14 protein-coding genes are annotated in these 13,488 nt (G+C 60.2%); 7 read left to right on the top strand and 7 right to left on the bottom strand.

Features of this window, described 5'->3' with window-relative positions:
• The first annotated feature begins 6 nt into the window (after positions 1 to 6).
• Positions 7 to 1,224 carry a CaiB/BaiF CoA transferase family protein gene (locus tag ACWF8S_RS16990; RefSeq protein ID WP_447554652.1) on the top strand — a complete coding sequence of 406 codons (1,218 nt, stop codon included), beginning with the start codon at positions 7 to 9 and terminating at the stop codon, positions 1,222 to 1,224.
• A gap of 4 nt (positions 1,225 to 1,228) precedes the next feature.
• Here ACWF8S_RS16990 and ACWF8S_RS16985 read toward each other — a convergent pair whose 3' ends face one another.
• The 4 genes from ACWF8S_RS16985 to ACWF8S_RS16970 are packed head-to-tail and all read right to left on the bottom strand — an operon-like array spanning position 1,229 to position 3,964.
• Complete coding sequence (locus tag ACWF8S_RS16985) at positions 1,229 to 1,942, bottom strand: SDR family NAD(P)-dependent oxidoreductase (RefSeq protein WP_447554651.1); 714 nt, start codon at positions 1,940 to 1,942, stop codon at positions 1,229 to 1,231.
• Between the two features lie 42 nt (positions 1,943 to 1,984).
• Entirely contained in the window at positions 1,985 to 2,275 is a 291-nt protein-coding gene (gene catC, locus ACWF8S_RS16980) for a muconolactone Delta-isomerase (protein ID WP_447554650.1), read from the bottom strand.
• Between the two features lie 34 nt (positions 2,276 to 2,309).
• Positions 2,310 to 2,606, bottom strand: a complete 297-nt coding sequence (locus ACWF8S_RS16975; protein WP_447554649.1) for a YciI family protein — start codon at positions 2,604 to 2,606, stop codon at positions 2,310 to 2,312.
• A 23-nt stretch (positions 2,607 to 2,629) separates the two neighbouring features.
• Positions 2,630 to 3,964 (bottom strand): short-chain fatty acid transporter, encoded by a 1,335-nt coding sequence (locus ACWF8S_RS16970; protein ID WP_447554648.1) that lies wholly within the window; start codon positions 3,962 to 3,964, stop codon positions 2,630 to 2,632.
• Positions 3,965 to 4,195: 231 nt separating this feature from the next.
• On the opposite strand from ACWF8S_RS16970, the gene ACWF8S_RS16965 reads away from it, so the two are divergent.
• The 6 genes from ACWF8S_RS16965 to ACWF8S_RS16940 all read left to right on the top strand — a co-directional run bounded on the left by ACWF8S_RS16965 (position 4,196) and on the right by ACWF8S_RS16940 (position 10,037).
• The gene (locus tag ACWF8S_RS16965) at positions 4,196 to 5,113 is read left to right on the top strand and encodes a 3-hydroxyacyl-CoA dehydrogenase NAD-binding domain-containing protein (protein ID WP_447554647.1); all 918 of its coding nucleotides are present in this window, start codon (positions 4,196 to 4,198) and stop codon (positions 5,111 to 5,113) included.
• Between the two features lie 3 nt (positions 5,114 to 5,116).
• The gene (locus ACWF8S_RS16960; protein ID WP_447554646.1) at positions 5,117 to 6,154 is read left to right on the top strand and encodes a cyclase family protein; all 1,038 of its coding nucleotides are present in this window, start codon (positions 5,117 to 5,119) and stop codon (positions 6,152 to 6,154) included.
• Positions 6,155 to 6,414: 260 nt separating this feature from the next.
• Positions 6,415 to 7,233, top strand: coding sequence for a CoA transferase subunit A (locus ACWF8S_RS16955; RefSeq protein ID WP_447554645.1), 819 nt, complete (start codon positions 6,415 to 6,417; stop codon positions 7,231 to 7,233).
• A complete protein-coding gene (locus tag ACWF8S_RS16950) occupies positions 7,233 to 8,006 on the top strand; it encodes a CoA-transferase subunit beta (protein ID WP_447554644.1) in 774 nt (257 codons plus the stop codon). The genes ACWF8S_RS16955 and ACWF8S_RS16950 overlap by 1 nt, the downstream gene beginning before the upstream one ends.
• Before the next feature lie 26 nt (positions 8,007 to 8,032).
• Positions 8,033 to 9,235 (top strand): 3-oxoadipyl-CoA thiolase, encoded by a 1,203-nt coding sequence (gene pcaF, locus ACWF8S_RS16945; protein ID WP_447554643.1) that lies wholly within the window; start codon positions 8,033 to 8,035, stop codon positions 9,233 to 9,235.
• A 10-nt stretch (positions 9,236 to 9,245) separates the two neighbouring features.
• Positions 9,246 to 10,037, top strand: a complete 792-nt coding sequence (locus ACWF8S_RS16940; protein WP_447554642.1) for an alpha/beta fold hydrolase — start codon at positions 9,246 to 9,248, stop codon at positions 10,035 to 10,037.
• Between the two features lie 49 nt (positions 10,038 to 10,086).
• Here ACWF8S_RS16940 and ACWF8S_RS16935 read toward each other — a convergent pair whose 3' ends face one another.
• The 3 genes from ACWF8S_RS16935 to purU form a co-directional block, all read right to left on the bottom strand.
• Positions 10,087 to 10,788, bottom strand: coding sequence for a hypothetical protein (locus ACWF8S_RS16935; RefSeq protein ID WP_447554641.1), 702 nt, complete (start codon positions 10,786 to 10,788; stop codon positions 10,087 to 10,089).
• A gap of 275 nt (positions 10,789 to 11,063) precedes the next feature.
• Positions 11,064 to 12,446, bottom strand: a complete 1,383-nt coding sequence (locus ACWF8S_RS16930; protein ID WP_447554639.1) for an L-serine ammonia-lyase — start codon at positions 12,444 to 12,446, stop codon at positions 11,064 to 11,066.
• A gap of 143 nt (positions 12,447 to 12,589) precedes the next feature.
• A complete protein-coding gene (purU, locus tag ACWF8S_RS16925) occupies positions 12,590 to 13,456 on the bottom strand; it encodes a formyltetrahydrofolate deformylase (protein ID WP_447554637.1) in 867 nt (288 codons plus the stop codon).
• Between the last annotated feature and the right edge of the window lie 32 nt (positions 13,457 to 13,488).

Below are 13,488 nucleotides of genomic sequence, written 5' to 3'. Positions count from 1 at the left end.
AGTTGTATGTCAGGGCCGTTGAAGGGGTTGCGCGTACTCGACTTGAGCCGGGTAATGGCAGGCCCCTGGTGTACGCAGATACTCGCCGACATGGGCGCGGAGGTCATCAAGATAGAGCGGCCACACCTTGGCGACGATACGCGTCACTGGGGGCCGCCCTGGTGGCAGGGTGAGGGCGAGCAGGCGCCTCAGTCGGCCTACTATCTGTCAGCCAACCGGGGCAAGCACTCGGTGACCGTCGATATCGCACGTCCCGAAGGCCAGGCGCTACTGCATGAGCTGGCGGCGCAGTGCGATATCGTCGTGGAGAACTTCAAGACCGGTGGGCTGGTCGACAAGCGGCTCGACTACGCCAGTCTTTCGGCTATCAATCCTGCCATCATCTACTGTTCCGTCACAGGGTTTGGCCAGACCGGCCCCATGGCCACTATGGCAGGCTACGACTACCTGATCCAGGCCCAGGCGGGGCTGATGAGCATTACCGGCGTGCCGGATGGCCTGCCTGGCGCCGGGCCCCAGCGGGTGGGCATGGCCGTGGCCGACCTGACCACGGGAATGAACGCGGCTGTCGCTATTCTGGGCGCCTTGCACCATCGCCACCAGACCGGCGAGGGGCAGCATATCGACATGGCCCTGCTGGATGTACAGGTAAGCTGGCTTGCCAATCAGGCGCTCAACTACTTCTGCAGCGACACGCCCCCTAAGCGCACCGGTGAATATCACCCCAATCTCGTGCCCTATCAGCCTTTTCCAACGGCGGATGGCAAGGTCATTATCGCCATCGGCAATGATGGCCAGTTTCGGCGTTTCTGTGAGGCGGTCGGCATCGCCCCTGTGGCGGACGATCCACGCTTTGTCACCAACCCCCAGCGCGTCAAGAACCGGGAAGTGCTGGTGACGTTGATCAGCGACGTGACTCGTGGTTTCGAGAGCACGGCACTCACCACGCTGCTGCAATCCATCAGCGTTCCCTGCGGACCCATTCAGGATATCGCCCAGGTCTTCGAGGATGAGCAGGTGAAGGCCCGGGGCATGAAGATCGATGTGCCAGGAAAGGCGGGTAGCGTGCCCGGCGTCGCCAACCCCATCAAGTACTCCAAAACGGCCCTGAGCTACGCCAAGGCACCGCCGGCACTTGGCGAAGACACCCGGGACGTACTGACCCGGCTGTTGGGTAAAAGCGACGAAGCCGTTCGCCGCTTGCAGGAAAAGGGCGTGGTCTAGCGGCTCAACCGACGGTGACGCCGCCACATACGAACAGGGTCTGGCCCGTGATGAAGCCACTGCGCTGATCGCAAAAGAAGCTGATGGCGTGGGCGACTTCTTCAGGCTGACCCATGCGCCCCACTGGAACGTTGTCGATAATGCGCCGTGCGCGCTCGGAGTCCGGCGGGTTGTTCTCCCAGAACGCCGTGGTGGCGATCGGGCCCGGGGCGACGCAATTGACGGTAATGCCATCCTGGGCAAGCTCCAGCGCCCAGGTGCGCGCCATGGCCTGCACGGCCCCCTTGGTAGCGCTATACAGCGTTCTTGCCTCCTTGCCCAATACAACGCGGCTGGCGTTGAAGACTATACGCCCGTTACCGCTTTCGCGCAGCTTGGGCAGCAGCGTCTTGGTGCATACCAATGCCGCCCGCACGTTCAGGTGCATCAGGGTATCGAAATCGTCGATATCGGTATCATCGAGCAGCGCGGGCGCCACGATGCCGACGTTGTTGACCAGGCAGGCGACGGGCAGGCCCTCGGTGACTTTCAACAGGAGCTGCTGGGTGGCGGCTACGTCCGAGAGGTCGACCTGATAGGCGTGCTCCTTCAGCGAAGGCGCTTCAGGTTCGACGATGTCGAGCACGATGACGCGGTAGCCATCCTGCTGCAGACGCAGGGCGATTGCCTGGCCGATATTGCGGGCGCCGCCGGTAACGACAGCGAAGGGAGTCGTCATGAGTGCTCCTGGTAGGTAGGTAATGAGGCCGAGACGGGCCGCTCAACTATCATCGTCGCGAATGGACGAGGGGTGGCGGCACAGCGGCCTCACCGTAATGTCCATGTAGGGAAAGAGTGGCAGGTTCGAGAGGAGCTCATGCAGTTCGCTGTTGCTCTCTACATCAAAGATGCTGATGTTGGCGTAGCTGCCGGTGATGCGCCACAGGTGGCGCCACTTGCCCTGAGCCTGAAGGTCCTGGGCATACCGCCGTTCCCGGGCCTTGATCTCGTCTGCCTCGTCGGCGGGCATGTCGTGGGGCAGGTTAACCACCATCTCCACGTGAAATAACATCGCAATTCCTCCGTTTTGCTGGTTTCAAAAGGCGTTATAGGTAGCAGGTGCCGTCCAGATAAGCCTTGCGCCACCGGCAGATGACGACACGCTCGAACAGGTCAGCCTGGCTGAACGGGTCATCGTCGATGAAGGCCTGAGCCGCTTCGCGCGTTTCGCAGTCGAGCAGGTAAAGCCCGCCGGAAGCGGTCGTGCCATCGTCGGAGAGTTTGGCTCCGCAGGCCAGCAGTTGCTCCTTGTGAGCTTCCAGATAGGCCAGGTGCGCATCGCGCGCCTCAAGGCGGCGCTCTTGGTGGTCGGGCTTGTCGAAGGTTTCGATCATGTACGGCATTGTCGTCGATCCTATGGTCGGAATTACGCGCCCAGATAGCCCCAGAGCCATACGGCGCCGGCGAAGATGACGCCCAGGTACATAAGGATCAGTACCATGTAGCCCATCACGTCCCGGAGCTTCAGGCCTGAAATGGCGAGTACCGGAAGTATCCAGAAGGGTTGGACCATATTGGTCCACTGATCTCCGATCTGCACCGCCACTGCCGTTGCCGCGTGAGAGGCGCCAAGCTCGGTGGCGGCCTCGATCATGACCGGCCCCTGTACCGCCCACTGTCCGCCCCCGGAAGGTGCCAAGATATTGATGACACCGCCGCTAATGAATGACCAGATGGGCAGAGTCGTCGCACTCGAGATATCCACGAACAGGTTGGCAAAGCTCACCATCAGCCCCGACCCTACGAGGATACCCATGATGCCTGCATAGAAGGGGTACTGGATGATGATGCCGGATACGATGCGCACGCCGTCGTTCAGGGTCGCAAGATACTGGGCGGGTGATGCAAATAGCAGAATACCCAGAAACACGAAGGTGAAGTTGACCGTGTTGAGGTTAAGCGATCCACCCTCGAGGCTGTAGAGCGCGACGTAGAGCATGCCCAGCAGGCCAATGCCGATGCCGATGAAACGGCTATGATTGAGGCGCTCGGCCAGGGTGGCGCTCTGAGTATCACCAAGTGCTGGCGCAACTGGCTTGTCTACGGTGGCAGGGTCGATCTCGACAATATCCTCAGGGCGTTTGGGATGTAGCCAGGCGTTGAACAGCGGCAGCGTGACGATAATGAGGCCGCTGGTAATCAGCAGCACGGGAGAGAAGATCGTCTCGGAGAGCGGGATCAGCCCCATCTCATCCTGCAGGAAATGCCCCTCGGTCGCGATCAGCAGCGGGACGCTTCCGGAAAGGCCGATACCGTAAAGCGCAAAGCCGGAATATGCCGCCGCGATCACCAGCGGGTAGTGCAGGCCCTTAACCTTGACTGGCAGCTTCTGCGCCACGATACCGCCGATCACGAGCCCAAATCCCCAGTTGAGCCAGCTGCCGATCCCGCCGACAAGGGTGGCAACCACGATGGCAGCAAAAGGTGTTTTGACGCAGCCCGCGATTCGATCAAGAAGACGGTCAACCAGTGGCGTCTTGGCCAGAATGTAGCCTGCCAGCAAAATAACGGTCATCTGCATGCTGAACGCAAGCAACCCCCAGAAGCCGTCTCCCCAAAAGCGGGTGGCGGCAAACACTGATGTACCTTCCACCAGCATGGCGAGCGCGATGGTAAAGGCCGTCAGCAGAATGGCGATGACCAGGGGGTCCGGCATATAACGGCTGACCAGACGAGTAAAGAAGTTGGCCATAGCCTGCATGGCGATTCTCCCTGAGTTGAAGTACGTTAATTGTACGTATAGCGTACTAGTGTTCGCATAGTGGCTGTGATGATTGAGCTTATTGAGCGGGCTAACAATGCGACGTTAGTCGCAGCTTGCCTTGTTAAGGTAGTCATTACGGTTACCTGTGGGCTTTATGGCGCGAGAGCGGCAGTCAGCATTAACGGCTTGGCAAATATTTGAAATGACATTAAAAAAGGGGCAGAAAGCATGACACAACCCATTGAGCGCGTCGTGATCGTGGGTGCCGGCACCATGGGCGTAACGCTTGCCAAGCTAATGCTGGCAAATCAGCTTTCGGTACGCGTAATTGATAACCAGGAGGCTGCCCTTGAAGCGTGTCGCCGTGAAATTGACCAGGCATTCTCCGGTATCACTACGACGATAGGCGGGCTTGAAGTACAGACGCATTGGTCCCAGGAGGGCGAGCACACCGTTGTCATCGAGAGCGTGACGGAAAATCTGGCGATCAAGCGTGCGGTGATCGCCGAAGCCGAGGCGCACTGCGCCGCTGGCACACTGATCGTCACCAATACTTCCGGGCTTTCCATCGATGCGATCGGCCAGGATATGCGTCATCCTGAACGCTTGGCCGGGGCACACTTCTTCAATCCGGCGGATCTGATCCCCGCCGTCGAAGTCATTCCCGGCGCGGCCACTACAGAAGCGGCGATTCACCAGACCTGCGCTTTTCTGACAGGGCTTGGCAAACGCCCTGCCGTGCTCAAGCAGAGCGTTCCGGGGTTTGTGGCCAACCGCATTCAGCATGCCATCATGCGCGAGTGCCTTTCCCTGCTGGAGAAGGGGGTTGTCGATGCCGAGGCGTTGGACGAGATTATCCAGTTCTCTATCGGCGTTCGGCTGGCGCTTAATGGACCGCTGATGCAGCGCGACCTCAACGGACTGGATACGCACCTCAATATCGCCCGCTACCTGTACGAGGATCTCGAGGATACGCATACGCCTTCAAGGCTGCTTGAAGAGTATGTGGCGCAAGGGCGTCTGGGCGCCAAGGCCGGACACGGGTTCTATCCGTGGGATGAGGGCCGCATCAAGCGCCAGGAGGGGCAGGCCCGCGATAGCCTTGAACGCATCATCGCGGTTGCCATGGATCAAAAGAGGAGCTAACCGATGACGAATGCTAAGCCGAGCGCACGCTGGCAGCAGCGCCCCGAGGGGGCCAACTGGGGTGACTTCGGGCCGGACGATCAGTTGGGCAGGGTCAATCTGCTCAAAGCCGAGCAGGTGCTGAAAGGCGCCCGCGAGGTCGTGACGGGGAACGTCTTCAGCCTCTCGCTTCCTCTGGACTTGCCAGGGGGCAATGCGCTCAACCCAAGGCGCTTTCCGCCGCGCCTGGCGCCGACGCGCCTTGGTCGGGACGACTATCTCAACTTCCCGCTGGCCAACCTGCACCCGGGGCTCGTCGACGTCATCAGCGATGACCAGGTGGTATTGTCGCTTCAGTATTCTTCCCAGTGGGACTCCCTGGCCCACGTAGGCGCGCTTTTCGACGCGGATGGCGATGGTTGCGCCGAACGGTGCTATTACAACGGCTATCGCGCCGAAACGGATATCCAGAGCCTGGGTGCCGAAGGAGCTCCGAGTCAATCCCGTGCTCAGCGCCTGGGTGTAGACAACATGGCGATACACGGTATGCAGGGGCGGGGTGTGCTGGTGGACCTGGCCCGTATATACGGTCATGGGCGTACGCTCGTCGGCTATAAAGAGTTGATGCATGCGCTAAAAGAGCTGAATGTCACCATCGAGCAGGGTGATATGCTGGTGTTGCGTACCGGTTTTGCCGAAGCGCTTGTGCAGATGGAAGGGCATCCCGATACCGAAGAACTTGAACAGACCGGTGCTGTGCTGGACGGTACGGATGCAAAGCTGCTGCAATGGATAAGCGACAGCGGCATTGCCGCCATTTGTGCCGATAACTATGCCGTCGAGAATGCAGACAAGGCTGTTGCGTCGCAGGACTGCTGCAAGCTGCCGTTACATCACCACTGTCTTTTCAAGCTGGGTTTGCCCCTTGCAGAGCTCTGGTATCTCAAGCCTTTGGCCGATTGGCTGCATGATCATCAACGCTCGCGCTTTTTGCTGACAGCACCTCCCTTGCGTTTACCCGGTGCTATCGGGTCGCCGGTAACGCCTATTGCCACCGTTTGATATAACCCCATCGGGGCGCTGCTTCTAATACTTTTGTCTTGTGATTGGCACCCTGTGCCGGCGCTCTAATGTTTCAAGTTTAGCTATGTGAGTGTTTTAGTTAACTATTTTTTTAAAGTAAACAAAGGGAGGCCTGGCCTCCCTTTTTTAGTGGTTTGACGTAGCGGTCAGGTCTCTTTATTTTGTTCGTATTGCAAATCAATGTTCGTTTTACGAACAAAATGTATCGTGACGGCAAATAATAGCTAAGAGGCAATCCAATGGCCGAGTTTCTCAGCTTGCATGACGCGGTAGCCCGCTACGTTGAAGACGGCGCTACCGTGGCCATGGAAGGCTTTACCCATCTCATCCCGTTTGCGGCGGGTCACGAAGTGATTCGTCAGCAAAAGCGCGATCTCACCTTGATCCGCATGACCCCGGACATCATTTATGATCAGCTGATCGGCGCAGGCTGCGCCAGGAAAGTGATCTTCTCCTGGGGCGGCAACCCGGGCGTGGGTTCGCTGCATCGCCTGCGTGATGCGGTCGAGAAGGGCTGGCCGCACAAGGTCGAGATTTTAGAGCATAGTCATGCGGCCATGGCCTGCGCGTTCGAAGCGGGTGCGGCGGGGCTGCCGCTGGCGGTGCTGCGCGGCTACGTAGGCAGCGAGCTACCCAGCGTGAATGATCAGATCAAGTTCATCGAGTGCCCGTTCACTGGCGAGCGCCTGGCCGCCGTGCCGTCGGTGCGCCCGGACGTCTCGATCGTGCACGCCCAGCGCGCGGATCGTCAGGGCAACGTACTGGTGGAAGGCATCGTCGGCGTTCAGAAAGAAGCCGTACTGGCGGCCAAGCACAGTATCGTTACGGTCGAAGAGATCGTCGACGATCTCGACACTCACCCCAATGCCTGCGTGATCCCCGGCTGGGCCATCAGCGCCATTGCGGTTGCCGAGAAGGGCGCACTGCCTTCCTACACTCACGGCTATTACGGACGCAGCAACCGCTTCTACAAGGAGTGGGACGCCATTGCCCGTGATCGCGATACGTTTACCCGGTGGCTTGAAGATAATGTCTATAGTGCAGGGGAGAACGCCTGATGAGCCTGGAATACACCTCTTCTGAAATGATGACGGTCACCGCCGCCCGCGCGCTGGAAAATGGCTCGACCTGCTTTGTGGGTATCGGGTTGCCTTCGGAGGCCGCTAACCTGGCGCGACTGACTCACGCTCCTGACGTGGTACTGATCTACGAGTCCGGTACGCTGCAGACCAAGCCCAATGTGCTGCCGCTCTCCATCGGCGATGGCGAGCTGGCTGAAACCGCGCTGACCACCGTCGCGGTGCCGGAGATGTTTCGCTACTGGCTGCAGGGCGGCAAGATCGATGTCGGCTTTCTAGGTACCGCCCAGATCGACAAGTACTGCAATCTCAACACGACCTTGATTGGCGATTACCGCGAGCCGAAAGTGCGCCTGCCCGGTGGTGGCGGGGCGCCGGAAATTGCCACCAATGCAGGTGAGGTATTCATCACGCTGAAGCACTCCAGGCGAGCGTTCGTCGACAAGGTCGATTTCGTCACCACATTGGGCTTTGGCCGGGACGGCAAGGGCCGCGATGGCGTGCCCAACATTGGCAAGGGACCGAGCCGCGTCATTACCGATCTATGCGTGATGAAGCCCGACCCCGAGACCAAGGAACTGGTGGTGGTATCGCTGCATCCAGGCGTGAGCCGGGAGGACGTGCAAGAGGCGACCGGCTGGGAGATCCGTTTTGTCGAGAAGCTGGAGAGTACCCCGGAGCCCAGCGAAAACGAACTGACCATTCTGCGCGAGTTGAAAGAGCGCACCGAACAGGCCCACGCGGGTCAGTAAACGGCCGATCTTTAGGAGAGAATGTGATGAGCAATGTCTATCTATGTCATCCCCGCCGCACGGCGGTAGGCCGCTTTGGCGGCACCCTGGCGGCGGTTCGGCCGGACGATATGGCCGCGACGATCTTCAAGGCCGTACTTGCTGATGCACCGGATCTTGACCCGGCCGCCATCGAGGAAGTCTTCATGGGCTGCGCCAACCAGGCCGGTGAAGACAACCGCAACGTGGCGCGTATGTCGTCGCTTCTGGCAGGCATTCCCACCTCGGTGCCCGGTACCACCCTGAACCGACTGTGCGGCTCGGGCATGGACGCCGTAGGCACCGCGTTTCGTGCCATCAAGGCCGGCGAGATGGAGCTGGCGCTGGCCGGCGGTGTGGAGTCCATGTCCCGCGCCCCGTTTGTGATGGGCAAGGCCGATAGCGCCTTCTCCCGTGGCCAGAAGATCGAGGACACCACCATTGGCTGGCGTTTTATCAATCCGCTGATGAAGAAAGCCTATGGCGTGGACTCCATGCCGGAGACGGCGGAAAACGTCGCCGAGCAGTTCAATATCTCCCGGGAAGACCAGGACGCTTTCGCGCTGCGCTCCCAGCAGAATGCCGCTGCCGCTCAAAAGACCGGACGTTTCGCACGCGAAATCACCGCCATCGAGATTCCCCGTCGTAAGCAGGATCCGCTGGTATTCGATACCGACGAGCATCCCCGGGAAACTTCGCTCGAAAAGCTTGCCAGCCTGCCAACGCCTTTCCGCGAGGGCGGAAGCGTGACCGCCGGCAACGCCTCGGGGGTCAATGACGGCGCGGCCGCCATGCTGGTGGCAAGCGAAGCCGCGGTGCAGCAGCACGGCCTGAAACCGATGGCAAAGATCATCGGTATGGCCACCGCGGGCGTGGAGCCGCGCATCATGGGCTACGGCCCGGTGCCGGCAGTCAAGAAGCTGCTGGAGCGCACCGGTGTCGCCCTCGACGATATCGATCTTTTCGAGTTCAACGAAGCGTTCGCCGCTCAGGCGCTGGCCTGCATGCGCGACCTGGGACTTGAAGACGATGACTCCCGGGTGAATCCCAACGGCGGCGCGATTGCACTCGGCCATCCGCTGGGCATGTCCGGCGCGCGGCTGCTGCTCACCGCCGCCCATGAGCTGCAAGAAAGCGGCAAGCGCTACGCGCTGTGCACCATGTGTGTGGGCGTGGGCCAGGGTATTGCCACACTGATCGAACGCGTTTAACGGAGGTAACATGGCGTTTCATGCCATCAATGGACGCAGCGTGGCCTACCGGCTGCTGGGTGCTGTGACGAATCCGCTTATCGTATTGGCTCACCCGCTGGGCATGAGTCAGGCGGTGTGGGATGACGTCCTCCCGGCACTCTTGCCCCGCTACCGTGTGTTGACCTGGGATCTGCCCGGTCACGGGGCAAGCCAAGCGGCCAGCAGCGAGCGCATTACGCCTGCGGATCTGGCCGCTGAGGCCTTGGCACTGGCAGAGCTTGCGGGTGACGAGCGCTTTCATTTTGTCGGCACCTCCATTGGCGGTGTGATAGGCCAAAAGTTGATAGCCGCGCACAGCGAACGTCTGCTTTCCGCGACGCTTACCAATACCGGTGCGGTCATCGGCAACCCCGAACTCTGGAATACCCGCGCCACGCGGGTGCGCAAAGAGGGACTGGCGGCGATGTCTCAGGAGATCGTGCCGCGCTGGTTTGCGCCCCAGGCCCTTGAAGCGAGCCCCGCATTGAAGGCGGGCTGGTGCGTGCAGATGGGCCGCGGTGACGACGAGTCCTACGCCCAGCTCTGCGAGATGCTGGGCCGCGACACGTTTACCGGGCAGCTGTCCGGCAAGGGTGTCAAGGTGCAGCTGCTCGGCGGCAGCGAGGATCTCGCCACCCCGCCGGAAACGCTGAAAGCGCTGGCAGTTGAGCTTGGTGGTGCGCCGCTCGAGGTGTTCAATGGCGTAGGGCACGTGCCATCGGTCGAGGCACCGAAACCGTTGGTGAACAAACTGTATGAGGTGCTGGCCGCTGATCGCTAGCAGTGGTTCTATAACGACAATGCGCTGATCAAACCTGCATTACCCACGGTTAGAAATAGGGAGCGAGCCGGGCGCGTAGCTGGGTGCGGTAGGCTTCGCCATTGATACGACTATTGGTCAGCATGTTATCCAGAAGCCTTCGGCGTTTCTTGGCGGACGACGGGAGTGCCTTGACGTGGGTGTCGATCCAGATGAGGCGCTTTTGGTCGTCCACCAGCAGGTTATCCAGATGCAGATCGCGATGGTAATAGCCGGCCTTGGCCAGTTCGATCACCTGTGCGCTCAATGTGTCGATAAAGGCTGAACGATGCGCTTCGTCGAGTCCTTCAAAATGGATATTCCCGGTCACGCAGTTATCCACCCGCTCCATCGCATAAAGCGATCCCAGCGGATTCAGGAAGTTGAGTGCCACCCCATAACAGCGAACCGCTACCGTGTTTTGTCCCAGTCTTTCGAGAATGCGGCGGCTGGTGAACTCCTTGTAGGCGTCATACGAGCCGGTCAGGCGCTTTGAAATGATATCGCGCCCCAGCCAGCGCCAGAAATCCTCTTTAGGCGAGTATTTATCACGCACCAGTTTGAAAAGAGTGCTGGTTTGCGCCTGAAAATAGAAGTGGCTGCTGCTTTGACGATCAAGTTCCGGTAGCGGCTCCAAACCCTCCAGACTCAAGGACGGGGCCGCCTGATCACGATGCACCAGGTACCAGCAAGGCTGTTGAGAGAAGCGAAAGCGCTGTAGCTTTTTTAGCATGAAGGAACCTTACGAATAACCTGATGATGCTGGCCTTGGGCAGCGTCGAAGCGTCAACGCTGTTCCACAGTGTCAGTGCGGGCTTCAAAAGGTAGGAAATTCCGAAATCCCGACATAATAGCGTAATAGTTATACTGCTAATATCAAGGATTTTGACCAGCGTTCCGGCGGCTTGGCTGATAGACGTATACGTGGCGCTTATCTTTTTAAACCGCCAGCAACCAAAAGCCCAAGCGCGGCCTGGGCTTTGGATAGAAAACCGGACTAACCTCGCGCTAACACTCGATCGCATTCACCGCCAGCCCCCCCTTGGAGGTCTCCTTGTACTTGTCGAGCATGTCGCGGCCGGTGTCGCGCATGGTGCGGATCACTTTATCCAGCGAGATGAAATGGGTGCCGTCGCCGCGCAGTGCCATCTGGGCGGCGTTGATCGCCTTGACGGTGGCGATGGCGTTGCGCTCGATGCAGGGCACCTGAACAAGCCCGCCCACCGGGTCGCAGGTCAGCCCCAGGTTGTGCTCCAGGCCGATCTCGGCGGCGTGCTCGACCTGCTCCGGGGTGGCGCCCATCACCTCGGCCAGGCCCGCGGCGGCCATGGCGCAGGCGGAGCCGACCTCGCCCTGGCAGCCCACCTCGGCTCCAGAAATCGAGGCATTTTTCTTGCAGAGAATACCGATGGCGCCGGCAGCGAGTAGAAAGTCCACGACGTTGCGCTCGCTTGAGCCCGCCTGGAACTTCATGTAGTAGTGCAGCACCGCCGGGATGATGCCCGCCGCACCGTTAGTGGGGGCGGTCACCATGCGCCCGCCGGCGGCGTTTTCCTCGTTCACGGCCAGCGCGAAGATGTTGACCCACTCCATGGCGGAGAAGGTCGTGGCGATCAGGCAAGGATCCTGTTCGGCGGCCTCCAGGCGTTGGTGTAAAAGCCTGGCGCGGCGTTTGACGTTGAGCCCGCCGGGCAGCACGCCTTCGTGGGTCAGCCCGTTGTCGACGCATTCGCACATCACCTGCCAGATACGCCACAGCTCGTCGCGCACCGCCTGCTCGGGCCGCCAGGTTTTTTCGTTGGCCATCATCAACTGGCTGACGCTCATGTTTTCGCGCTTGCAAAGCGCCAGCAGCTCCTCGGCGGAGTTGAAGTCGAAGGGGATCTCGGCGGTGTCCATGTCTTCGAGCTTGGCGTCGACCTGGCTTTGGTCGACCACGAAGCCGCCGCCCACCGAGTAGTAGGTGTTTTCCAAAAGCGTGCGGCCGTCTTCGGTAAACGCGCAGAGCTTCATGGCGTTGGGGTGGTGGGGCAGGCTTTCCTCGTGAAACACCAGGTCCCGGTCCCACACGAAGGCCACGTCCTGCTGGCGACAAAATGACAGGCGCTGGGTCTCTTTGAGCGCGCTGATGGTCGGGCCGATGATCGCCGGGTCGATCGTGTCCGGGCGCTCGCCAAGCAGGCCCATGATGATGGCGTGGTCGGTGGCGTGGCCGATGCCCGTGGCCGAGAGCGACCCGTAAAGATGTACTTCCAGTCGGCTGACCTGACCGAGCATCTGGCCTTCTTCTACGGCCGTAGCAAACTTGAAGGCCGCCATCATGGGGCCGACCGTGTGCGAGCTGGATGGGCCGACGCCAATCTTGAAAAGATCGAAGACACTGATAGGCATGGGAGACCTCTGAGATAGAAATAAAAGTCGGCCTGGCGGGGCCAAAAGAGGGCACGCGCTTATTATCCTGCGCTGAAAACGCTCTAGGCCCCGTCAAGCGGGCTTTATTATTGTGATGCTACGTCGGGTGCGAGGACGCTTGGCTAGCTGGCGAACACCACCGTGCGGCCGTTGTGTAAAAAGACACGGCGCTCGAGGTGATAGCCAATGGCCCGGGCGAGCGTCAAGCACTCCACATCGCGCCCCTTGGCCACCAGGTCTTCCGGGTAGTGCACGTGGTCGACCGGCTCGACGGCCTGGGCGATGATCGGGCCTTCGTCCAGGTCGTTGTTGATATAATGCGCCGTGGCGCCTACCAGTTTAACGCCTTTTTCGTAGGCCTGGTGGTAGGGCTTGGCCCCCTTGAAGCCCGGCAGTAGCGAATGGTGGATATTGATCGCCCGCCCGTCCAGAAGCTCGCACATCCGTGGTGACAATACTTGCATGTAGCGTGCCAGGATGACCAGCTCCGCGCCGGTTTCCTCGATGATATCGAGAACCTGGGCCTCCTGCTCGGCCTTGGTATCCGGGGTGATCGGCAGGTGATGGTAGGGCAGGTCGTGCCAGCTCGCCAAGGCTTCCAGGTCCGGGTGGTTGGAGATCACTGCCTTGATATCCAGCGGCAGCTGCCCGGTGCGGTAACGGTAGAGCAGGTCGTTCAGGCAGTGGTCCGCCTTGGAGACCAGAATGACCGCCCCGGTGCGCTTGGCCGGCGGCGTCAGCTCGAAGGCCATCTCGAAGGCGTCAGCGCGGGATGTGAAATCCTCCAGGAACGCCTGTTCGTTGAACGGCTCGCGCTCCGGGCGAAACTCCGCGCGAATGAAGAAACGCTCGCCGAGCCGATCATCGAAGGAGCTCAGCTCGGTAATGTAGCAGTGTTGCTCCTTTAAGAAGCGGGTCACGACATCGACCGTCCCCAGAATGCTGGGGCATTGGGCGGTGATAATCCAGGTATCCGTCATTCGGCTCATGGCGCGTCTCATTCATCCACAGTCAGGGGTGG

This window comes from Vreelandella xerophytica (genome assembly GCF_968048975.1).
The sequence above is the reverse complement of the archived record's forward strand: the minus strand, read 5'-3'. Positions and strand labels throughout refer to the sequence as shown.